Below are 21,766 nucleotides of genomic sequence, written 5' to 3' on the forward strand. Positions count from 1 at the left end.
ACCATGCTTCAACATATTCTGATGCACACATCGCGGCCACTGCTCGCCGCACTGGTGTTGCTCGGCGCCGGCGCCGCGCAGGCCGCCGACATCCGCGTGGTCAGCTCGGGCGGTTTCGCCCAGGCCTATAAAAACCTGGCGCCCGCCTACGAGCGCGCCAGCGGCGACCATCTGGTGTCCGAATGGGGGCCGTCGATGGGCGCGACCAAAAACGCGATCCCGGCGCGACTGGCGCGCGGCGAGCCGATCGATGTCGTCATCATGGTCGGCGATGCGCTCGACAAACTGATGCAGGAAGGCCGCCTGGTCGCAGGCAGCAAGGTGGTGCTGGCGAACTCGCCGATTGCCTGCGCCGTGCGCCGCGGCACCGCCAAGCCCGACATCAGCACCACCGAGGGCTTGCGCAAGGCCTTCCTGCAGGCGAACAAAGTGGCCTATTCGGACAGCGCCAGCGGCGAATACATCGAGAAGAAACTGATGAAGACGCTGCAAATCTCGGAACAGATGCAGGGCAAGGCCGCGAAAATCCCCGCCACCCCGGTCGGTGAAATCATCGCGCACGGCCAGGCCGATTTCGGTTGCCAGCAGCGCAGCGAGCTGTTGCCTGTGGAAGGCATCGACATCGTCGGCCTGCTGCCGGCAGAGGTGCAACTGATAACGGAATTTTCAGCCGCGCTGGTGAGCGACGCCAGGCAGCCCGAAGCCGGACGCGCCCTGCTGCGCTTCCTGTCATCGCCGGCCAACGCCGGCGCCATCGAGGCCACCGGCTTGCAGCCCGCTTCGGCGCCTGCGCCACAGTCCAAGCCAGTCCCGCACTAATGCACCAGGAGTCTATCCCGGGAGATGTATTCATCTGCGGGGATAGACTCTGAACGACGTTTTTTCATTTTTCACCAATAGGTAACACATGGCTACTCCCTCCCCCGCCACACCCGTCGCCGAGGCCATCGCGCCGCGCGCCACGGTGCGCGCTCCGTCGCGCTTCGCCACCGTCATCCGGGTGACGAGCGGGAACTTCATCGAAATGTACGATTTTTTCCTGTTCGGCTTTTATGCGACGTATATTTCCAAGGCGTTCTTCCCTGCCACCAGCGAATTTGCCGCACTGATGATGACCTTCGCCACCTTCGGCGCGGGCTTTTTCATGCGTCCGCTGGGCGCCATCATTCTCGGCAGCTATGTCGACCGCATCGGCCGGCGCAAGGGCCTGGTGCTGACCCTGGCCATCATGGCTTCCGGCACGGCACTGATCGCCTTCGTGCCCGGCTACGCCACCATCGGCCTGCTGGCGCCATTCCTGGTGCTGATCGGGCGCCTGCTGCAAGGCTTTTCCGCCGGTGTGGAACTCGGTGGCGTATCGGTCTACCTGTCCGAGATGGCCACACCCGGCAACAAGGGCTATTACGTCAGCTGGCAGTCGGCCAGCCAGCAAGTGGCCATCATTTTCTCCGCCGCACTGGGCTACTTCCTCAACCAGACCTTGAGCCCGGCTTTCATCGCCGACTGGGGCTGGCGCATCCCGTTCTTCATCGGCTGCTCGATCATTCCGGTGGTGTTCTATATCCGCAGCTCGCTGCAGGAGACCGAAGCCTACCTGGCGCGCAAGTCGCATCCGACCTTCCGCCAGATGTTGAAGACCATCGCCATGAACTGGCCGCTGGTAGTCGCCGGCGCCATGCTGGTGGTGCTGACCACGGTGGCGTTCTACCTGATCACCGTCTACACGCCGACCTTCGGCAAGAGCGTGCTCAAACTGAGCACCGAGGAAAGCCTGCTCGTCACGCTGTGCGTCGGCCTGTCGAACTTCATCTGGCTGCCGGTGATGGGCGCGTTGTCCGACCGCATCGGGCGCTGGCCCATCATGGCGGTGTGCGCCGCGCTGACCATGCTGACCGCGTATCCATCGCTGTCCTGGCTGGTCGGCCATCCCAGCTTCAACCATATGGTGATGGTGGAGCTGTGGTTTTCCTTCCTGTACGGCAGCTACAACGGCGCCACCATCGTCGCGCTGACGGAAATCATCCCGGCCAGCGTGCGCACCACCGGCTTTTCGCTGGCCTACAGCCTGGCCACGGCGCTATTCGGCGGCCTGACGCCGCTGGTGTCGACCTTGCTGATCGAGAGCACCGGCGACAAGGCCTCGCCAGGCTACTGGATGGCCGGCGCCGGCGCCATCAGCCTGACCGCAACATGGCTGGTGTATCGCGGCATCGTCAGGGAGCGCCATCCGACCGTCGCCTGAACCAGGCCGGCCTGACCAGTATCAAGGCCAGGCCGGCCTGCGCATCTTGAACAGGCCGTCGGCCCTGATTTCAAAATAATCGGCCGGGCCGCCGCCGCGCAGGATCGGCGCGGCGGCGGCCGTGTCGTACACGCCATCTTTCAGCAGATGGCGCGCGATATGCACGCCCACCACCTCCCCCAGCACCAGCCAGCTGCCGACACCGCTGCCATTGACACCTTGCAGTTCGATGATCTGCGTGCGCCGGCATTCGAACGACACCGGGCTTTCGGCCACGCGCGGCACCTGCACCACGCGTGAAGCGAGCGGGCTCAGGCCTGCCAGCGCGAATTCATCGACTTCGGGCGGCGCCGGCGCGCAACTGGTGTTCATGGCGTCGGCCAATGGCCGCGTGGCCAGGTTCCACACGAATTCACCATTCTCTTCGATATTGCGCAAGGTATCCTTGCGGCCGATGCTGGAAAAACCGATCAGCGGCGGCGTGTAATTGAAGGCATTGAAAAAACTGTAGGGCGCCAGGTTGAGCACGCCCGCATTGCTGCGCGTGGCGATCCAGCCGATCGGGCGCGGCCCGACGATGGCGTTGAAGGGATCGTGCGGCAGGCCATGGCCCCGCGCGGGTTCATAAAAATGGCTATCGTCGCTCATGCAATTGCTTTCGTTGCGGCCGCAAGCCGGGAGTGCCAGCTTAACAAAATCGTCGGCCGGGCGCGTTTTCCGGCACCTTGGGATGCGCCATCCGCCCAGACAGAGCGCGGCTCGGACCCGCCGACAAGCCCCGCCGACGACACCGTGCCCGCCGAAGCGCCGCCTGCCGCGCCCAGGCCCGACGCCATCGACCGCCAGCTGCGCGCCGAACATCCGCAACAGTTCGTGGCGCCGCCCGATACGCCGCAAACGCGCCTGGCAAAAGGCTTTGCCGAAGCGCATGCGGCAGCCAGGCCAAAATGGTTCGAGGCGGCCCGCATCGAACTGTGGAGCGCCCCGAATGACCCGAAACGCATCTGCCGCATCATCACGGCCACCGGCGAATACTGCATCGACATGCCCGACAAGGGCAACCTGACGCTCAATCTCGACACCAGATCCGGTTATGCCGGCTTCGGCGGCGGTACGGCCGCGCCTTGTCCAATCAGGTTTTAATCGTCATGCGCCTGCGGCGCAGCCGCATATTGCTGCGTCCAGGCATGCGCTCCGGCCACATCCATCTGCAAGCTGGCATAGGATTTTTTCAGCAAGTGCTCGGGCAGCGCCCAATCCCATTTTTCCCTGCGCAGATTGAATGCACCCGCCAACAGTTGCTGCGCGTCAGGCGGCGGCTGGCGGGCAAACGCCTGCAGATATTGCGCGATCCTCTGCTCGTCAGTTTCCTTGGCGAAAATCTCGATCGCAGGACCGGATACCGAGACGCTCACGCCCGCCTTGCGCAGCACTGCGGCCAGGGCTTCGTTCTGCTTGTCGCCCAGCCAGGTCAGCAGATAGATATTGCTTCCCATGCTCAGCATCACGCGCTGATCGAGACGATAGCGCACATAGCTGTCTCGCCCTTCCTGCAACAAAAGGACGGAGGCGGCATCGAGAAAATGCGGCACCTCGCTGCCACGGTACAGTTCGCGCATGCGCTGCCTGATCCTGGCATGCAAATGCCCTTTTCCGCCGGCAAACACCGGCGCCTTGCCGATCGATGTCTTGCTGACCAAAATGGTTTTGCCTTCTTCTTCTATCGTCTCGACACACCAGGTTTTTCCTGCAAACACGATGTAGTCGCCGATGGACACGCTACTCGACACAGGCAGGGAGCCCAGCACGCGGCTATCGCAGACGACGCGATATTCTTCTTCCGCCGCAAACGCGGCATAAAAAGAGTAGTGATTGACCATGCGCTCACCTTTTGCCCCATGCAGCAGTACACCTGATGCGTCCTGCTGTATCAGTTCGAGCTTGCCCAGATGGCGCAACATATCGAGAAAATCAGCTTTGCCCAAGGCCGGAAAGGGGCCTTGCACACACAGCGCGCGATAGGCGTCACCTGCCTGCACGCCGCCACGCTGGGCAATCAGGGATAGCAATTGCTGGATCAGTGTTGAAAAGTGCAAGCCATCCGTTTGCGGTGGTTCGACCCACTTCTCTTCCAGCAGGCTGACCATCGCAGCGAACGTGAACAACCCTGTGCGCAACTGCACATCCAGGGTGGAATCCTTCATCAATGCCTGTTCCGTGACATAGCCGCGCAAGATGGCCGGCTCGCCGGGGCGCCGCCCGGAACGCCCCAGGCGCTGGCGCATGCTGGCCACCGATGGCGGAGAGCCGATCTGGGCAATGCTTTTGACGGCGCCGATATCGATCCCCAATTCCAGCGTATTGGTACAAATGGCGGTGGCATGCAAAGCCTTGTTCTTCAGCGCCGCTTCGGTTTCTTCCCGGATGTCACGCGACAGGTTGCCGTGATGCGGCCAGAATTCGTTGGTGATATGCTGCTGCTCGCACAGCCAGCCCAGGGCATGGGCGTATTCCTCGACCAGCCCGCGGGTATTCGGAAAGACCAGGTTGTTCGAACCGCGCAAGGTGTCGAACAGATGCCGGACGATGGAACTGGTCGTGATGGCGGGGGCATCCTGCTGCTCTGCCGGCAAATGTGCCGGCTCCACATACGCCTTGATTTCAAGCTGCAGACGTACCGGATCGGCATTCGAATTGATGATCTCGACGCCATCGCCACCACGCAAGCGCAAGAATTCCGCCGCCATGCCAAGATCACCGAGGGTCGCGGACAGCCCGACCCGCACCACCTTGTGCCCCACCGCCAATTCCATCCGCTGCATCAGCGACTGCAGTTGCTTGCCGCGCTCGCTACCGATAAAAGCATGCAGCTCGTCAACCACGATATAGCGCAGCCTGGCAAACAACTGCGGCACCTGGAAGCCGCGATTGCACAGCATCGCTTCGAGCGATTCCGGTGTAATCAACACCACGCCCGATGGTTGCTTGAAAAAACGGTTTTTAGAAGACGAAGAAATATCGCCATGCCAGGGCCAGACGGGAATTTCCAGCTGTTCGCACAACCGTTCGAGGCGCATGAACTGATCATTGATCAGGGCCTTGATCGGACTGATATAGATACACAGGCCGGTGTCCTGGATATTGGCCAGCAAATGCGTCAGGATGGGGAAGAAAGCGGCCTCGGTCTTGCCTGCGGCAGTAGCAGCGGCAATCAGCACATCGCGGTCGCAGCCGACCAGCGCCGGAATCGCCCGCTCCTGCGCGTCGCGCAAGACGCTCCATTTCTCTGTCCATATCCAGCGCTGGATGCGGACGTCCAGCAAGCTGAATGCGGCCGATGAACGCGGTTCGCCGGCGGACATGGTCAGATCCGGAAGCCGGCGAAATCTTCGTCCGGTTCCAGCTGGGCATCGGCAGCGCCGCCGGTATCGGCAAACACGTCGACCTGCTCCAGCAATGCCTGCCAGCGTGACGACGGATTTTGCTCAAGTACCGCCAGCAAGCCGACAAAGGACGTGATAGTAGTACGCGGCGTCCTGAAATAGAATTCGCCAACGCGCCTTGCGCAATGCTCCATGAAGGCGTGAATCGCTTCGTCAGGCAGGGCGAATTTCTCAGCCACGCCATACGCATGGACGTTGCGCACTTTTTGCAGCAAGACATAAAAGTCTTCGGGAGTCAGGCTGGCAAGGCGCAGCACCGGACCACTGTAATCGACCAGCCTCGCCGTGGCGAAGGTATTTTCCGCCAGGCGGCTTTGCAATGCGGGATAGCTGAACAGACCACGGCGCGCATCCTGCAAAAATTCAGGCGTGCCGCCCAGGATAAAACCCAGCCCTTCGGTATTGCCCTGCAAGGTGTCATTCAGAATGCGCAGAATTTGCTCGTAGTTGGCATTGCGCGCGGCCGTATTGGCCAACTTGTACAAGTTGACCAGCTCATCAAGACAGACGACAAAGCCCGTAAAGCCCGCCAGGCGCACGAAGCGTGCAAACAGCTTGAGCTGGTCGTAGAACGAGGCGTCGTCGACGATGGCCCGCACGCCCAGGGCCTGGCGCGCTTCAGTCTTGGTATTGAACTCACCGCGCAGCCAGCGGATGGCATCGGCCTTCAATTGCTCGTTGCCCGTCTCAAAACCTTTGTAATACGCGGCAATCACATCGGCAAAATCAAAGCCATTGACCATCTCCGTCAGGTGTTCAAGCTTCTGGCGGATAACCGTTTCGGTCGCAACGCCCTGCGCCGCCGCTTCGGTTTTCGCCGTCGAAACAAATTTCTCGACGATGCCCGTCATCGCGCCACCGTCCGGCTTGGAGCGTGTGGACAGGTTGCGCATCAACTCGGCATACAGCGAGCGTGCCTGGCCGCCGGTGGCGTGCAGGCGCCGGTCGGGATTCAGGTCGGCATTGGCGGTGACCAGTTTCTTTTCCATCGCCACGGCGCGTATCAGGTTCAGGAAAAACGTCTTGCCGGAACCATATTCACCGATCACAAAGCGGATCGCCGAGCCGCCGTCGGCAAGCCTGTCCAGATCGGATACCAGTGTTTCTATCTCATGCTTGCGGCCTACCTGTATCAGATGCTGCCCGACGCGCGGCACCACGCCGGCACGCAAGGACTGGAGGACGGCATCGCGGTCCCTGGGGCGGATAGGTGGCAAACTCATGGTGCGATTCTTTCGTGGATGTCGGGATTGATGTCAATCGGATCATCGCCTTCGGAGCACAGGCAGTCATAGGCGTCGAGGCAGGCTTCATTGACATGTTCCAGCGCGCCATCGAGCATCATGTCCAGACTGCGGGCGAGCACTTCCAATTCGCTGCGTGACCACGATGAACGGGCAAGCAGTTGGCGCATGAATACCGTGTGCGCAGAATCGAGTCCGGTCAGGCGGTCCAGCGAAGACGAGATTGGAGACGCCGTTGCCACAGGAACGGGCACGGGCACGGTATCGTCGACGAATATATTACCAAGTAATACTGCCAGTTTTTCACTATCGCTCTGCAATTGTGCAATGCGCGCGAGGTCAAGCATGACCACGCCGGAAGGGAGGGCGTCTGACACCGTGGCGTGCTTGGTTGCCGGCGCCATCTCCACCCCATGCAGGGCGAGGTACAGCTTCTTGCGCTCGACATCAAGAAAATCATACAGCCGCTCCAGCACCGCTACCGCGCCACGCGGCAGATGCGCGTCGGAGTTGGCAATGCCCACGATAAATTCGGCGCACGCTTCGCGCACCGCCTGTCCCGCGTCTTGCACCTTGCGTCGCATGGTGGAAGACAGCATCGGTTCTTGCTGCAGCAATCGAGCGTGCATCATCAGCTTGCGCTGTTGTTGCGTGCCCAGGTGACTCCAGGAAGCGATCTGTTCATCGAGTACCACCATTTTTTCGTCGCTCAATACCTGGTTGATCTGCGCCTGCATGATCAGCAGTTCCAGTGCCAAGGTGGCGGTGGCGTTCTGCATCTCGAGCACGGCGGTACATTCGTCCACCACTCTTTGCAGGAAATTGACGGGTCCGTCGATGGCGTTGATATCTGGAATATCGCCCAGTTCGACATCGATGCCTTGCGTGTCCCGGAGGAAGCCGGACGCCGGTGCATACACACATTTCAGTCTGGCCGCCGTCGGCCGGATCCTGATCCGGTCACCATGCATGTTCCCATATTTTGCCAGGAAGAGCGCATGGAATTGCTCATCGCAATACGCGGTCGCCGGGCTCAGTACGATCGCCGGATCGTGCAGTACCCAGGCCAAGGCCAGCTGCACCGGAATAGGATGCCGGTCAGCCACAGCCTGGCCGATGGCGAGGCGCAGCTGCATGGGCATCACGGTGCCAACGGCTAACTCTGGAACGGCTTGCAAATACAGTTGAGGCGGCGCCTGCAACAAATTGACGACATCCAGAAGCTCACCGCACTTCCGCTGAAACAACGATGATGTCTTGCCGTAATGCTTCAAGAGCCGCAGCAATTCTTTGGCAATTATTGGCAACTCTGCAAGCAGTGTCTTGTCAGCTTGGAAGTCCAGTAAAACCCGGCGTTCCAGGCCAAAGAAAAATAGCCAGATATTGCTGATATCGGCGTCAGGACCACTGCGGCCATCAGCAAGCCATTTCAAATAGGCGCCGCGTGCGCTCGGAGACATATCGGCATAACTGGGCCGATCTTCATGGGCATGCGCCTGGTTGTAATCGGCCCGCAAGTCGACCGCTTTCAGGGGATCGATCAGGCAGGGATCGGGTGGGCCATCTCTTCCTGGAAAATTCTCCCCGACATACACCATGCCTGATGGAATCGATAGACCAGCGACCGTCACAGCTTGATTGCGGCCATGCCACTGCGCCATTAATGGCTGAGCGGGCGGCCCGGGGATACGAAACCCACTATCCTCAAAGGAAAAATGCGCATCATCTGAACTGTATCGCGTCATCGATCTCGTCTTGCTCACGTTAGTGGTAGTGTCGTCCGGCACGAGTACCGTGCCGAATGACGCTCATGCTGCAATCACGGTCTTCAACAAGCGAGCCATGTAAATCGGCTGTTGTTATTTCCTCATGCTAACATGACTTCAGCCAAACACAGGCCGGAAAAAACTGCGTTCATAGCTGACGATGCAGCGCGTTTCCTCGGCATGGCGAAACGCCGCCTGGCAGTCGGGGTCCTGCAGCGAGTCGATGCGGTATTGTTCATACAGCGCCAGGCTGGGGAACGAGAACATGGCCAGCGCCACGTTGCTGGCGCCTTCGGATGGCAAAAAGTAGCCGTGATGCTGGCCGCCGAAGCGCTCGACCAGCGGTATCCACAGCTTGCCGTAGGCTTCGAATTGCTGCAGTTTGTACGGGTCGATGATATAGCGTAAATAGCAGGTGATCATATGGTTTCCTTGTTCATGGTCGATCCAGGCGGTAGACCACCGAATCGAGATCGTAGTGCTTTTCCATCCCCGTGTAGTGCATGCCCAGGCGCGTCATGACCTTGATGGACGCAGCATTGTCGGGATGGGCGACGGCGACCACAAACGGCGCGCCAACCACGTCGAACGCATGCGCGACGATGGCGGTGGCCGCTTCGCTGGCGTAGCCTTTGCCCCAGCCCGCGCGCGCCAGGCGCCAGCCGATTTCGTGCGCTTGCGCCTTGTCGCCGCCGATATGCTGCAAACAGGCCATGCCGACCAGCACCTCGTCGTCCTTGCGGATCAGGGCCCACCACGAATAGCCCCACTCGGCCCAGCGCCCCATGATGCGGGCGACGGCGGCGCGCGTGTGCTCTTCCGTCTCCGGCTGGCCGGCGTTCAGGAAGGTCATCACTTCGGTATCCGAGTTCATGGCGTGCATGGCCTCGTAATGGGTTTCGGTGACCGGTTCGAGGCGCAGCCGCGCCGTATGCAGGATAGTCATGCGCAATTCCTTCAGGCGAAAAAAAAGACGATACATGATCGTCTTTTTTTCTGCTACGCGAAAGAACAATTACTTGCCCTTCTCGCCTTTCTTGATCCACGCCGCCAGCTGGTGCGGGCGCAGGCCGTCGTAGTCCTCGAACGGCTGATGGATCCAGGGGTTGTGCGGCAACTCTTCCAGGAAGTAGTCGGGACGCACGACGGAGCAGCCCTTGAGCCAGATGACGGCCGATTTGACTTCCGTCACGCCCGGGAAATTGTCTTTCAGGTGATGCGTGACCTTGTCGAGCGTGACGCCCGAATCGGCCAGATCGTCGACCAGCAGGATGCGGCCGGCCAGCGGACCCTTGGTCATGGTCATGTATTTGGCGATATCGAGGTCGCCCTGGGTGGTGCCCTTGTCTTCGCGGTAGGAGCTGGTCGACAGGATCGCCAGCGGCAGGTCGAAAATGCGCGAGAACACGTCGCCGGGGCGCACGCCGCCGCGCGCCAGGCACAGCACCTGGTCAAACTTCCAGCCCGATTCGTGAACCTTGAGCGCCAGGCGCTCGATCAGGCGGTGATATTGCTCCCAGTTCACCCACAGGTGCTGGTCATTGCTTTGCGGTGTAGTCATGGTGGTGTATTTTATTCGTTGCTTGAAAAAATCCGCCTTGCGGCGGATTGTGTGCGACGCGTTTTATTGGAACGGGTGGCGCAGGACGATCGTTTCTTCGCGGTCCGGACCGGTCGAGACCATGTCCACCGGCACGCCGACCAGTTCTTCGATCCGCTTGATATAGGCGCGCGCGGTGGCCGGCAACGCGTCCATCGACTTGGCGCCGACCGTGCTTTCGGTCCAGCCTGGCATCTCTTCATACACCGGCACGCAGCGGGCCGCTTCTTCGGCGCCCGACGGGAAGATATCGACCGACACGCCATCGATGGTGTAGCCGGTGCACAGCTTCAGGGTGTCGATGCCGTCCAGCACGTCGAGCTTGGTCAGGCACATGCCCGACACGCCGTTGATCTGCACCGAGCGGCGCAGCAAGGCGGCGTCGAACCAGCCGCAGCGGCGGGCGCGGCCCGTCACGGTGCCGAATTCATGGCCCACTTGCGCCAGGTGGTGACCGACGCCAGCGTCGGTTGGCAGTTCCGACGGGAACGGACCGGAGCCGACGCGCGTGGTGTAGGCCTTGGTGATGCCCATGATGTAGTGCAGCATGCCAGGACCGACGCCCGAACCGGCGGCGGCATTGCCGGCCACGCAGTTCGACGAGGTGACGAACGGATAGGTGCCGTGATCGACGTCGAGCAGCGAACCCTGCGCGCCTTCGAACAACAGGTTGGCGCCGGCCTTGTGCGCGGCGTACAGCGCGCTCGACACGTCGGTGACCATCGGACGCAGGCGCGGCACATAGGCCAGCGCGTCGTCAAGGGTCTTCTGATAGTCGACAACCGGCGCCTTCAGGTAGTGTTCCAGCACGAAGTTGTGATAGTCGAGGTTTTCGGCCAGTTTTTCGGCGAAGCGCTTTTCGTTCAGCAGGTCGGCGATGCGGATCGCGCGGCGCGCCACCTTGTCTTCGTAGGCCGGGCCGATGCCCTTGCCGGTGGTGCCGATCTTGGCATCGCCGCGCTTGGCTTCACGGGCCAGGTCGATGGCGGTGTGGTAAGGCAGGATCACGGGCGCCGCGTCCGACACTTTCAGGCGCGAAGCGACTTCGACGCCGACTTTTTCCAGCTTGTCGATTTCGCGCAGCACGTCCGGCACCGACACCACCACGCCGTTGCCGATGTAGCAGGCAACGCCTGGACGCATGATGCCCGAAGGGATCAGTTGCAGCGCGGTCTTGACGCCGCCGATGACCAGCGTGTGGCCTGCATTGTGGCCGCCCTGGAAGCGCACCACACCCTGGGCGTGATCGGTCAACCAGTCAACGATCTTGCCCTTACCTTCATCGCCCCATTGGGTGCCGATGACAACGACGTTCTTTGCCATAATTTTGTTTGACATCACTCAACCTAAGTTTTTAAGAATCCAGCTACTACCATTATCGGCAAGTACCAGCACGCGATCGCACTCGAACTCGTCTTGTTCATTACTGTGACCCGGCAAACTCTGGATCACGACCTCGCCCGCCTTGCGCAACTCGGCGATTTTTTCCTTCAGTTCTGGCGCACTGCCCCACGGCGCGCGGATCGAATGCTTGCGCTCCGCGCTGGGCAACAGGCGCGCCAGTTCGCGCAAATCGAGCGAGAAGCCGGTCGCGGGACGAGCCCGGCCGAACGCTTCGCCGACGTGGTCATAACGGCCGCCGCGCGCCACAGCATTCGGCAAGCCAGGTACATACAGCGCAAACATCGCGCCACTTTCATATTGGTAACCGCGCAGGTCGGCCAGGTCGATCGCCACTTCGGCGCGGCCCAAAGCCGAGCCAGCCAGCGCGGCCAGTTCGGCCAGCGCTTTTTGCACGCCCGGCAGCGGCGGCAGCACTTCGCGCGCGCGCGCCAGCACATCGATGTCGCCATACAGGTTCGGCAAGGCCAGCAGCGCCTCGCGCGTGACGGCATCATAGGACGCGGTCAGGGCGCGCAGACCTGGCGCATCTTTCGCGCGCAGCAGGCTGTACAGCGCAGCTTCGTCGCGCACCGCCTGTTCATCCGGCGCAATAATAGCGCGCAGCAAGCCGACGTGCGACAGATCGAGGCGCACCGCATCGAACCCGGCCAGCGCCAGGGACGCGAGCGCCAGTTCCTGGATTTCGGCGTCCGCTTCCAGGCCGGCGTGGCCATAGATTTCAGCGCCGATCTGCAGCGGCTCGCGCGTCGCATGCAGGCCCGACGGACGGGTATGAAGCACGCTGCCGGCATAGCACAGGCGGGTGACGCTGCTACGGTTGAGCAGGTGGGCATCGATGCGCGCCACTTGCGTGGTCATGTCGGCGCGCAGGCCGAGCATGCGGCCCGACAACTGGTCCACCAGCTTGAAGGTGCGCAGATCGGTATCCTTGCCGGCGCCGGTCATCAGCGACTCCAGGTACTCGAGCAAGGGCGGCATCACCAGTTCATATCCGTACAGACGGAAATTATCCAGCATGAGGCGGCGCAGCTCTTCGATCTTGCGCGCTTCCGACGGCAATACATCGGCAATATTTTCGGGCAAAAGCCAATTCGGCATGAGGGAGCGTGATACGGAAGAAAGTTGAAAAATGCATCAGGCGAGGCAGCGGCGGGCGCGCCAGGCAAGAGGCCGAACCTGATATTTTACGCGAAAAAGTGTGGCTTTAGGGATAAGTTGTCGCCGCAGTGATAACCGAGGGCAAAAAAGCCGCCCTTTTCTGGGGCCGGCAATACTTCGATGCCGACGACTTCCTGGCGTCGATGCGTAACGGCATCCCGAATCTGCCCGTGTTCGACGTTCGTTCCGCGCAGTACGGCCGTAGCTAAACGAACCAACAGCACCGTCTCGCGTCCTCGCTGGCGTTCATGCCAAGCAAACCAGAGTAGACGAACCTATCGCGAGCATCAATGGCGGCTGCGGTTATACGAGCCCAAGCAATTTGCGCAACACTGCCTATTCGAGGGAAATCCACCCCAAAGTATCGGTAACGTCATCAAATGGATGCTGGGCGCATTTCCGGGTTCAGGGTACTCGGGCATCGGCAACGAACGATCCGTCAGCATCGCTCCCAAGTCGACGTCGACGGCGATTGAGAATAAACGCGCACAAGCGCACACCTGGCCGCTCTACGGTCAAGTAAAGCAGGCTCCCCGCGGCGAGTGCGCCCCCACCGTAGACACACAACGCAAGCAAATTGGCGTCCTGTAGCTGTGCGTCAAAATGAGAGTGGATGAGCTGATAAACCGGCTTGTGGGCAAGATAAAGACTGAATGCCATGGTTGCGATCGGGAAGACGCCCGGCACGAGACCGGCCCAATGCTTTGGACCCGATGACGCAAGCACGATGCAAGCAAAGCTGGCCGAAAGAAGCGGAAAACTGGACACGGCGCTCGCGTAGCCAGGCGACGGCATGTACATGGCTGCGGCAACGCCGATCAGTCCTCCTGCGAGGAAGCACCTGGATCGAACCATCGCCCACGTCCACCACCCTGGCCGGAACACTTTTACCACGGCCAGCAGGACGCCGGCGAGCAGGCCATCGAGACGCGTGAATGTCGGGTTATATATTTTCTCGATGTAACGCGTGAAAAAATCGCCCTCGCCGCTTGCAATGTGCAGGAACGGCGCCACACTATGTTGCCATAGCCAGGCACGCAATGCCATGCCACCCAGCAACAAAACGATAGCCACCATGGCAATTCGCGTGGCGCTCGGTTTTCGGGCCAGCAGCCACACGATTGGCGGCAATATGAGATAGAAATGTTCCTCTATGCATAAAGACCACGCATGGGAAAAAGCCCGGGCGCGGAAATAATCGGCGCACATATTCTGAGTAAATGTTAAAAATTGCCAGAGCGGCTGAATACCTTCGCTTTCTCGAATCGCCGGTACTGCAAAATACAGCATCACCATGACCAGATATGCGGGCAATATCCGAAACGCACGCCGCAGATAGAATTGCCACCAATGCGGTTCGCTACCTGCGGCGTACGGGCTCAGCAGCTGTTCGCCAATCAGAAATCCGCTGAGGACGAAGAACAAATCTACGGCCATGTAGCCGAATTCGATGATCTCCGGCAATGACAGGCCGTAACTCGTCACATGGTAGAGCATGACCCACACCACCGCGAACGCGCGCAACACGTCCAGCCCTGGAAGACGGCCGGAATTGCGCTGGATTTGAGGATTAGCGCTGAATATCACATTTAAAAAGCGGGGCCGGCATCGCTGCCGGCCCCGCGTGAAGGACTGCCCCTGGATTACTTCTTGGCGCCGCCGGCCGCAGCGCCCGGGCCATTGCCCTTGAAGTACTTGAAGAACTCCGAGCTCGAATCGATCACCATCACGTCGCCCTTGTCCTTGAACGTGGCGCGGTAGGCTTCGAGGCTGCGATAGAACTTGTAGAACTCGGGATTGCGGCCAAACGCTTCGGCGTAGATCTGCGAGGCCTTGGCGTCGCCTTCGCCGCGCAGCTTCTCGGCTTCGCGGTAGGCTTCGGCCATGATCACGGTGCGCTGCTTGTCGGCGTCGGCACGGATCTTCTCGGAGTCGGCCGAACCGGTCGACCGCAGCTCGTTGGCCACGCGCACGCGCTCGGACTTCATGCGTTCGTACACCGAATTGTTGATCTGCTCGACGTAATCGACGCGTTTGAGGCGCACGTCGACAATCCCCACGCCGATGGCCACGGCCTCGGCCGCCGCCTTGGCCTTGATCGCCTCCATCACCTTGCCGCGCTGGCCAGAGATCACTTCGCGCACGGTGCGCTTGGTGATTTCGTCATTCAGGGCAGCCTTGACGATTTGCGACATGCGGTCGCGGGCGCGGTTTTCATCACCGCCGAAGCTGCGGAAATACGTCTTCGGATTGGTGATGCGCCATTTCACGAAGGCGTCGACCAGGATGTTTTTCTTCTCGGCCGTAATGAAGCGTTCCGGCTCCGGCGTGTCCAGGGTCAGGATGCGCTTGTCCAGATACATGACATTCTGAAAAGGCGGCGGCAGCTTGAAGTACAAGCCGGGCTCGTTGATCACATCCTTGACTTCACCGAGGGCGAAGACGACTGCATATTTGCGCGCGTCGACCACGAACACGGTCGAGGACAACAGCATGATCGCGATAAAGCCCGCGATCAGGGCGGCAACGATACGGTTCATCAGCGGCTCTCCCGTTCACGCGAAGAGCGGCGCGTATTGACTTCGACTGTCGGCATGGCTTCCTGTGGCAAAACAGTGGTGGTGGCGGGCGTGCCCGGGCTGCGGGTGGCCTCGCTGGCGGCGGTCTGGGCGATCAGCTTGTCGAGCGGCAAGTACAGCAGGTTGCTGCCGCTTTTCGCATCGACCATGACCTTGCTGGCGCTGGCAAACACGTGCTGCATGGTTTCCAGGTACATGCGGTCGCGCGTGACCCCCGGCGCCTTTTGATACTCGACCAGCACCTGCTTGAAGCGCGAGGCGTTACCGGCGGCGTTTTCGGTCACCATGGCACTGTACGCTTCGGCTTCTTCCATCAGGCGGAAGGCGGCGCCGCGCGCTTTCGGAATCACGTCGTTGGCGTAGGCCTGGCCTTCATTCTTCTGGCGTTCGCGGTCCTGGCCGGCTTTCACGGCATCGTCGAACGCGGCCTGCACCTGCTCTGGCGGCTGTACCGCCTGCATCGTCACGTTGGTGATCAACACACCGGCCTTGTAATCGTCGAGTATCTGCTGCATCAATTTCTGCGTGTCGAAGGCCACTTTCTCGCGACCTTCGTACAGCACGAAGTCCATCTTGCTGCGCCCCACCACTTCGCGGATCGAGGTTTCGGCGACCTGGCGCAAGGTGTCCTCCTGGTCACGCACGCTGAACAGCCATTTGACAGGATCGTTGAGCGTGTATTGCACGGCAAACTGGATATCGATGATGTTTTCATCGTCGGTCAGCATCAGCGATTCGCCAGTCTGCTTGTTGCGCAGCGAAGTGCGGTAACCGACTTCCACCGTGCGCACCTGCGACACATTGACGGTTTCATCGGTCTGGAACGGATACGGCCAGCGCCAGTTGAGACCGGCCGGCGCCGTGCGCGCGTATTGGCCGAACGTCAGCACGACGCCGCTCTGGCCCTCTTGCACGATAAAGGCGCCGCTGGCGAGCCAGATGACGACGGCAATCACGCCGACCACGCCGGCGGTGATGCCGGCGCCCTTCATGTCGGGACGCGGACCGCCACCGTTGTTGTTGCCGCCGTTGCCGCCGTTGTCGGGACGGTTTTTCTGGCCGAAAAAGGCGTTCAGGCGCTGATTGAAATCGCGCCACAGCTGATCGAGGTCGGGCGGACCCTCACCGGGCTTTTTGCCTTCTTGGGCTTTCTTGCCGTCGTCCTTGCGATTGCCCCAGCGGGGATCATTCAGGGACAACTTCAAGCCTGTTTTTTTGAGTAGGGAGACAAGCATAACTATCGTGTTCCGACTTTGGAGTGGGTGGAAATACCATCGTCCGGGCCAGTTTCTTCGGCCTGGTCCCGGGCGGCGCCATCGTGCTGGCCAGCGTGATCGTGTTGCGCTTGCTGCTCGTCGATCGACTGGCCGTCCTGTGCTGCATCGTACTGATAGAGGTGGGCCGAACGCGGTGCGCTCCTGGCCATCTCGACGATGGCCTCGCGCAACAGGTCGAGCCCGCTGCCCTTGTGTGCGCTGACAAATACGCGGCTGAGCACGCCATCTTCATCGCGCTCGACGGAAGGCTCCAGCCCGGCCGCGTCGATCTTGTTCCACACGAGAATTTGCGGAATATGATCGGCGCCGATTTCCTGCAATACCAGGTTGACCTGCTCGATCTGCTCCATGCGCACCGGCGACGAGGCGTCGACGACGTGCAGCAGCAGATCGGCATGGATGGTTTCTTCCAGCGTGGCGCGGAAAGCGGCCACCAGCTGGTGCGGCAATTCGCGCACAAAACCGACCGTGTCGGAGATCACCACATTGCCCACTTCCTGGCCGAGATAGACCCGGCGCGAGGTGGTGTCGAGCGTGGCGAACAGCTGGTCGGCCACATACACGCCGGCCTTGGTCACGGCGTTGAACAGGGTCGACTTGCCGGCATTGGTATAGCCGACCAGCGACACTGAAAACGTGTGATTGCGGCCACGCGCGCGGCGCTGCGTTTCGCGTTGCTTGTGCAGTTTTTCCAGCCGTGCGCGCAGCGCCTTGACACGGTCGCCGATCAATCGGCGGTCGGTCTCGAGCTGCGTCTCGCCGGGGCCGCGCAGGCCGATGCCGCCCTTTTGCCGTTCAAGGTGGGTCCAGCCGCGGATCAGGCGCGTAGCCAGATGCTGCAGCTGGGCCAGCTCGACCTGCAGCTTGCCCTCGTGGCTTTGCGCGCGCTGCGCAAAGATGTCGAGGATCAGGCTGGTACGATCGAGCACGCGCACATTCAGGCGCTTTTCCAGATTGCGCTGCTGTGCGGGCGACAGGGCATGGTTGAAGATGACGATTTCCAGGCCATCGTTGACGACGGCGTCGCCAATCTCGTCGGCCTTGCCGCTGCCGACAAAGTAGGCCGAATCGGGACTGGAACGCTTGGCCGTGATAGTGGAAATCGGGTCGGCGCCAGCCGAGCGCGACAACAGCATGAGTTCCTCCATGCTGGCGGCAAAGTCGCTGTGACCGAAGTCAACTCCGACTAGTGCCGCGCGCATGATGGAAACAGACAGGTTGTCGCGGGTGCCGATGCAAATACATCAACACCGCTGGCACGGATGCTGGCGATGGAAGGTGAAAGGCGCGGGGCCGTCAGGCTCAACGCTTTACTCCGCTTCGGATTCAATATTGAGATTGACGGCACGGGCCGGCACCACAGTCGAGATGGCATGCTTGTACACCATCTGCGTCACCGTATTGCGCAGCAATACGACATATTGATCGAACGATTCGATATGGCCCTGCAATTTAATGCCGTTGACCAGGTAGATCGAGACAGGAACATGCTCTTTGCGTAATGCATTGAGGAATGGGTCTTGTAACAGTTGCCCTTTGTTGCTCATAACAGCTCCGTTGTTTATGTTGTTGTGTAAGAATTGGAGGCGACTCGCTTGATTTCAAGTGCTCTCACACCTCTCTCGCAGAGAAAGATGCGTCATAGCTACTGTAACCTGTTTTCGCGATCGCTGTCGCGCATGGCGCATTAACACTTTATTATTTTGGCGTTAATACACAGGAATGGCAATATTATTTGCTATCGGCGCCGCATTATTACTGCGGCGCCTTAATATGCGCTTAATTTTGCCATTAAAACCTTATTTCCCCGGCGTGCGCGCAAACGGGTTCTTACCGGTGCGCAGTTCAATGCGCAATGGCGTGCCGACCAGCGCAAAGGTATCGCGGAAATGTTTTTCCAGATACCGTTTGTACGGGTCGCCAACGGCGTCGAGCGCATTGCCGTGGATGACGATCACCGGCGGGTTCATGCCGCCCTGGTGGGCGTAGCGCAGCTTCGGACGGATCGAGCCCTTGCGTCGCGGTTCCTGCTTCTCCACCGCTTCGATCAGGGCGCGCGTGAGCTTCGGCGTCGACAGGTCGCACATGGCGGCCGCATACGCCGCGTTGAGCGACTTCATCAACGGGCCGATGTTGGTGCCCTTCAGCGCCGAAATGAAATGCATCTGCGCGAACGACAGGAAATCGAGCTTGCGGTCGATATCGATCTTGATCTCGTCGCGCTCATGCGACTGCAGGCCATCCCATTTGTTGACGGCCACCACCAGCGCGCGGCCCGATTCCAGGATAAAGCCGGCGATGTGCGCGTCCTGTTCCGAGATATCCTGCTGCGCGTCGAGCATCAGCACCACCACGTTGGCTTCCGAAATCGACTGCAGCGTTTTCACCACCGAGAATTTCTCGATCGCTTCGAACACCTTGCCGCGGCGGCGGATACCGGCCGTGTCGATCAGGGTATATTGCTGGCCGTCGCGCTCGAACGGAATCTCGATCGAGTCGCGCGTCGTGCCCGGCATGTCGAAGGCGATTACGCGCTCTTCGCCCAGCAGCGTGTTGATCAAGGTCGACTTGCCCACGTTCGGACGGCCGACCAGGGCGATCTTGATGCCACGGTCGGTTTTTTCCAGCTCTTCCGGCTCGTCCGGACGTTGTGCGAACGCCAGGTCCAGCATCACTTCGACCAGGTCGTTGACGCCGTCGCCGTGCGCCGACGAGATCGCATACGGATCGCCCATGCCCAATTCATAGAATTCGGACACCACGGCCGTATAGCGCATGCCTTCGCTCTTGTTGACCACCAGCAGGACCGGGCGACCGCTCTTGCGCAGGAAGTCGACGATGGTCTTGTCATGCGGCGTCAGGCCCTGGCGGCCATCGACGATGAACACCACCACATCGGCCTCGGCCACGGCCTGCTTGGTCTGCAGCGCCATCTGGTGCATGATGCCTTCCTTGGCGACGGGTTCGAAACCACCCGTATCGATGACCAGGAAGGGACGTTCGCCGACACGGCCTTCGCCATAGTGACGATCGCGCGTCAACCCAGGCAAATCCGCCACCAGCGCATCGCGCGAGCGGGTCAGACGATTGAATAAAGTCGATTTCCCAACATTGGGTCGACCTACTAGTGCAATTACCGGCTTCATTTGTATTACTCGACCGCGAGAGCGGTCACTGTCCCTGATTGGGTTTGAAAAATCAAATTCGAACCTGCGACCAGCGGCACCGAAACGATCGGACTGCCGTCGGTGCTGACCCGACCTATTAATGCGCCATCTTCCCGTGACAGGAAGTGGATGTAACCTTGATAGTCGCCAACGGCCACGCTGCGGCCGTACGAGGCAGGCGTGGACAGGCGGCGGCGCGCCAGCGCCTCGTTCTTCCAGGCGCCCTGGCCGCCGTCGCGGGCAAATGCCAGCACCGTGCCCTGGTCATCGGCGGTAAACACGAAACGCTGGTCGACCGCCACGCCCACATCGGACGAGACCGGCTTGGTCCAGCGCGGCACGCCGGTGGCGGCGTCGAAGCAACCGGCCTTGCCCTGATAGGTAACGGTGCACACTTCGCCTGCGAACACCACCGGCGTGCCGGCGATATCGGAGACGCGTTCGAGTTCGGTGGCGCCGCGCGGTTCGCTGACCACGGTTTCCCAGCGCACCACGCCGGTGGCCGCCGTCAGCGCCACCAGCTTGCCGCCCGGCTGGGCCACATAGACGTTCGTGCCGCCCAGCACCATGCCCGGCGCATTGCGCAGGGTCAGTGCCGGCGTGGTGCGCTGCACCACCCACTTGCGCTCGCCCGTTTTGGCGTCGAAACCGAGGATGCGGTTGTCAACGCTGCGTACCACCACCATGCCTTCGCCGACCACCGGCGCCGTCAGCACTTCGCTCGACGCTTGCGCCTTCCACAGTTCCTTGCCACTGGCGTCAAACACCAGGATAGCGCCCTTGGCGCCGCCGACCGCCACCACGTTGCCATCGGTGCCTGGACTGGACGTGATGTCGGCGCCGGCCTTGATGCGCCAGGCTTCGCGGCCGGTGCCCGCATCGAGACGCGCCAGCGCGCCATCGGCGTTGACCACGTACAGGCTGGTGCCGGACAGCGCCGGACTGAACGCATATACGCCCGACTTGCCGATCGAATACTTCCATGCCTCGCGCACGGCCATGCTCGATTTTAACTCGACCAGCTTGGCCGGCTCGGTTTTCGGATCTTTCTTGGCAAACGGATTCCATGACGAGCAACCCGCCATCAAGACCATCAGGCTTGCCGCTACCAGCTTTTCAGTGAGACGCATAAATGTTATCCAACCTTTTTCTTGTACTTGTAAGGACTATCAGGCAGCCGCTGGCGCGGCCTTGGCCTTCTCTTCCGGCACGCTGCCGCCGATGGCTTCCAGTTTGACCTGGATCAGCTGGCGGCCCGGGTTGTTTTTATCGGTCGCGGCAAACGCGGCCAGGTAGGCGGTGCGCGCATCGGCCAGCTTGTTTTGCGCGACCAGGATATCGCCCTTGCGGTCGGCCACGGCGCCGGCAAATTGCGGCACGGTGGCGCCCGACAGGGCTTTCAGGGCGTCATCGTAGGCTTTTTCGTCCAGCAGCACGCCAGCCAGGCGCAGCTTGGCGATGACCTTGTATTCTTCAGTGCCATGGTCAAGCACCCATTGCAGTTGGGCCTTGGCGGTTTTCGGGTCGTTGGCGTCGAACGCCACCTTGGCTGCGGCCAGGCCGCTCATCTGCGCATACGCCGTGCCACCGAAGCGCGACTGCATGTCGCTTGCTGCGCGCTGCACCTTGGCAGCATCCTTGGCGGCGATGGCGCCTTGCAGCTCATCGTACAGCTGGCCGGCCTGCGCGGCCTGGGTGCGCTGGTAGTACTGCCAGCCGGCCCAGCCGCTGTAGCCGGCCAGCGCCACGATCAGGACCCAGGAGGTCAGGTTGCCATAGCGCTTCCACCATGCCGAGAGGGATGCCAGTTGTTCTTGCTCTTCGTGATCGTATGCCATGAGTCGTCAGTGTAATGAATAGTGGATCGAGGGGTACGCCATGTTGCC

20 protein-coding genes are annotated in these 21,766 nt (G+C 60.9%); 3 read left to right on the forward strand and 17 right to left on the reverse strand.

Annotated elements, in window-relative coordinates; translation table 11 throughout:
• Positions 1 to 3: 3 nt before the first annotated feature.
• Both CD932_RS02530 and CD932_RS02535 read left to right on the forward strand, forming a co-directional pair.
• Positions 4 to 819 (forward strand): substrate-binding domain-containing protein, encoded by an 816-nt coding sequence (locus CD932_RS02530; RefSeq protein ID WP_094441256.1) that lies wholly within the window; start codon positions 4 to 6, stop codon positions 817 to 819.
• 88 nt (positions 820 to 907) lie between these two features.
• Positions 908 to 2,242 carry an MFS transporter gene (locus tag CD932_RS02535; RefSeq protein ID WP_094441257.1) on the forward strand — a complete coding sequence of 445 codons (1,335 nt, stop codon included), beginning with the start codon at positions 908 to 910 and terminating at the stop codon, positions 2,240 to 2,242.
• 21 nt (positions 2,243 to 2,263) lie between these two features.
• Here the strand turns inward: CD932_RS02535 and CD932_RS02540 are convergent, their stop codons facing one another.
• Complete coding sequence (locus tag CD932_RS02540; protein ID WP_094441258.1) at positions 2,264 to 2,890, reverse strand: flavin reductase family protein; 627 nt, start codon at positions 2,888 to 2,890, stop codon at positions 2,264 to 2,266.
• Positions 2,891 to 3,034: 144 nt separating this feature from the next.
• Here CD932_RS02540 and CD932_RS02545 point away from each other — a divergent pair, with 144 nt between their 5' ends.
• Positions 3,035 to 3,385, forward strand: a complete 351-nt coding sequence (locus CD932_RS02545) for a hypothetical protein (protein ID WP_094441259.1) — start codon at positions 3,035 to 3,037, stop codon at positions 3,383 to 3,385.
• Here the strand turns inward: CD932_RS02545 and CD932_RS02550 are convergent.
• The 16 genes from CD932_RS02550 to CD932_RS02625 form a co-directional block, all read right to left on the reverse strand.
• Positions 3,382 to 5,604, reverse strand: a complete 2,223-nt coding sequence (locus tag CD932_RS02550; protein ID WP_094441260.1) for a DEAD/DEAH box helicase — start codon at positions 5,602 to 5,604, stop codon at positions 3,382 to 3,384. The genes CD932_RS02545 and CD932_RS02550 overlap by 4 nt on opposite strands.
• A 2-nt stretch (positions 5,605 to 5,606) precedes the next feature.
• Positions 5,607 to 6,902: an ATP-binding protein gene (locus CD932_RS02555; RefSeq protein ID WP_176460965.1), complete on the reverse strand. Its 1,296-nt coding sequence runs from the start codon at positions 6,900 to 6,902 to the stop codon at positions 5,607 to 5,609.
• A gap of 2 nt (positions 6,903 to 6,904) precedes the next feature.
• Positions 6,905 to 8,674, reverse strand: a complete 1,770-nt coding sequence (locus tag CD932_RS02560; protein ID WP_094441262.1) for a TerB N-terminal domain-containing protein — start codon at positions 8,672 to 8,674, stop codon at positions 6,905 to 6,907.
• A gap of 138 nt (positions 8,675 to 8,812) precedes the next feature.
• The gene (locus CD932_RS02565) at positions 8,813 to 9,118 is read right to left on the reverse strand and encodes an NIPSNAP family protein (RefSeq protein ID WP_094441263.1); all 306 of its coding nucleotides are present in this window, start codon (positions 9,116 to 9,118) and stop codon (positions 8,813 to 8,815) included.
• A 13-nt stretch (positions 9,119 to 9,131) separates the two neighbouring features.
• On the reverse strand, positions 9,132 to 9,641 hold the full coding sequence (locus CD932_RS02570; protein ID WP_094443409.1) for a GNAT family N-acetyltransferase: 510 nt from the start codon (positions 9,639 to 9,641) through the stop codon (positions 9,132 to 9,134).
• 69 nt (positions 9,642 to 9,710) lie between these two features.
• On the reverse strand, positions 9,711 to 10,256 hold the full coding sequence (locus CD932_RS02575; RefSeq protein WP_094441264.1) for a phosphoribosyltransferase: 546 nt from the start codon (positions 10,254 to 10,256) through the stop codon (positions 9,711 to 9,713).
• Between the two features lie 63 nt (positions 10,257 to 10,319).
• Positions 10,320 to 11,633, reverse strand: coding sequence for an adenylosuccinate synthase (locus CD932_RS02580; RefSeq protein ID WP_094441265.1), 1,314 nt, complete (start codon positions 11,631 to 11,633; stop codon positions 10,320 to 10,322).
• A 3-nt stretch (positions 11,634 to 11,636) separates the two neighbouring features.
• Complete coding sequence (locus tag CD932_RS02585; protein ID WP_094441266.1) at positions 11,637 to 12,797, reverse strand: ATP phosphoribosyltransferase regulatory subunit; 1,161 nt, start codon at positions 12,795 to 12,797, stop codon at positions 11,637 to 11,639.
• Between the two features lie 465 nt (positions 12,798 to 13,262).
• A complete protein-coding gene (locus CD932_RS02590) occupies positions 13,263 to 14,444 on the reverse strand; it encodes an acyltransferase (RefSeq protein WP_254926431.1) in 1,182 nt (393 codons plus the stop codon).
• 56 nt (positions 14,445 to 14,500) lie between these two features.
• Positions 14,501 to 15,397, reverse strand: a complete 897-nt coding sequence (hflC, locus tag CD932_RS02595) for a protease modulator HflC (RefSeq protein WP_094441268.1) — start codon at positions 15,395 to 15,397, stop codon at positions 14,501 to 14,503.
• Entirely contained in the window at positions 15,397 to 16,671 is a 1,275-nt protein-coding gene (gene hflK, locus CD932_RS02600; protein ID WP_094441269.1) for an FtsH protease activity modulator HflK, read from the reverse strand. Before hflK ends, hflC begins: the two co-directional genes overlap by 1 nt.
• A 2-nt stretch (positions 16,672 to 16,673) precedes the next feature.
• Complete coding sequence (gene hflX / locus CD932_RS02605) at positions 16,674 to 17,915, reverse strand: GTPase HflX (protein WP_094441270.1); 1,242 nt, start codon at positions 17,913 to 17,915, stop codon at positions 16,674 to 16,676.
• Positions 17,916 to 18,023: 108 nt separating this feature from the next.
• Entirely contained in the window at positions 18,024 to 18,260 is a 237-nt protein-coding gene (gene hfq, locus CD932_RS02610) for an RNA chaperone Hfq (protein ID WP_008450615.1), read from the reverse strand.
• 252 nt (positions 18,261 to 18,512) lie between these two features.
• Positions 18,513 to 19,859 carry a ribosome biogenesis GTPase Der gene (gene der / locus CD932_RS02615; RefSeq protein ID WP_094441271.1) on the reverse strand — a complete coding sequence of 449 codons (1,347 nt, stop codon included), beginning with the start codon at positions 19,857 to 19,859 and terminating at the stop codon, positions 18,513 to 18,515.
• A 5-nt stretch (positions 19,860 to 19,864) separates the two neighbouring features.
• The gene (bamB, locus tag CD932_RS02620) at positions 19,865 to 21,010 is read right to left on the reverse strand and encodes an outer membrane protein assembly factor BamB (RefSeq protein ID WP_094441272.1); all 1,146 of its coding nucleotides are present in this window, start codon (positions 21,008 to 21,010) and stop codon (positions 19,865 to 19,867) included.
• A 39-nt stretch (positions 21,011 to 21,049) separates the two neighbouring features.
• Positions 21,050 to 21,718 (reverse strand): tetratricopeptide repeat protein, encoded by a 669-nt coding sequence (locus tag CD932_RS02625; RefSeq protein ID WP_094441273.1) that lies wholly within the window; start codon positions 21,716 to 21,718, stop codon positions 21,050 to 21,052.
• Positions 21,719 to 21,766 lie beyond the last annotated feature (48 nt).

The organism is Janthinobacterium sp. PC23-8 (genome assembly GCF_002250505.1).
In the GTDB taxonomy this organism is placed as follows: domain Bacteria; phylum Pseudomonadota; class Gammaproteobacteria; order Burkholderiales; family Burkholderiaceae_D; genus Janthinobacterium.

Coding starts and splice junctions, on each gene's coding strand:
- CD932_RS02530 (WP_094441256.1), top strand. CDS start 4: ATGCTTCAACATATTCTGATGCACACATCGCGGCCACTGCTCGCCGCA.
- CD932_RS02535 (WP_094441257.1), top strand. CDS start 908: ATGGCTACTCCCTCCCCCGCCACACCCGTCGCCGAGGCCATCGCGCCG.
- CD932_RS02540 (WP_094441258.1), bottom strand. CDS start 2,890: ATGAGCGACGATAGCCATTTTTATGAACCCGCGCGGGGCCATGGCCTG.
- CD932_RS02550 (WP_094441260.1), bottom strand. CDS start 5,604: ATGTCCGCCGGCGAACCGCGTTCATCGGCCGCATTCAGCTTGCTGGAC.
- CD932_RS02560 (WP_094441262.1), bottom strand. CDS start 8,674: ATGACGCGATACAGTTCAGATGATGCGCATTTTTCCTTTGAGGATAGT.
- CD932_RS02565 (WP_094441263.1), bottom strand. CDS start 9,118: ATGATCACCTGCTATTTACGCTATATCATCGACCCGTACAAACTGCAG.
- CD932_RS02570 (WP_094443409.1), bottom strand. CDS start 9,641: ATGACTATCCTGCATACGGCGCGGCTGCGCCTCGAACCGGTCACCGAA.
- CD932_RS02575 (WP_094441264.1), bottom strand. CDS start 10,256: ATGACTACACCGCAAAGCAATGACCAGCACCTGTGGGTGAACTGGGAG.
- CD932_RS02580 (WP_094441265.1), bottom strand. CDS start 11,633: ATGTCAAACAAAATTATGGCAAAGAACGTCGTTGTCATCGGCACCCAA.
- CD932_RS02585 (WP_094441266.1), bottom strand. CDS start 12,797: ATGCCGAATTGGCTTTTGCCCGAAAATATTGCCGATGTATTGCCGTCG.
- hflC (WP_094441268.1), bottom strand. CDS start 15,397: ATGAACCGTATCGTTGCCGCCCTGATCGCGGGCTTTATCGCGATCATG.
- hflK (WP_094441269.1), bottom strand. CDS start 16,671: ATGCTTGTCTCCCTACTCAAAAAAACAGGCTTGAAGTTGTCCCTGAAT.
- hflX (WP_094441270.1), bottom strand. CDS start 17,915: ATGCGCGCGGCACTAGTCGGAGTTGACTTCGGTCACAGCGACTTTGCC.
- hfq (WP_008450615.1), bottom strand. CDS start 18,260: ATGAGCAACAAAGGGCAACTGTTACAAGACCCATTCCTCAATGCATTA.
- der (WP_094441271.1), bottom strand. CDS start 19,859: ATGAAGCCGGTAATTGCACTAGTAGGTCGACCCAATGTTGGGAAATCG.
- bamB (WP_094441272.1), bottom strand. CDS start 21,010: ATGCGTCTCACTGAAAAGCTGGTAGCGGCAAGCCTGATGGTCTTGATG.
- CD932_RS02625 (WP_094441273.1), bottom strand. CDS start 21,718: ATGGCATACGATCACGAAGAGCAAGAACAACTGGCATCCCTCTCGGCA.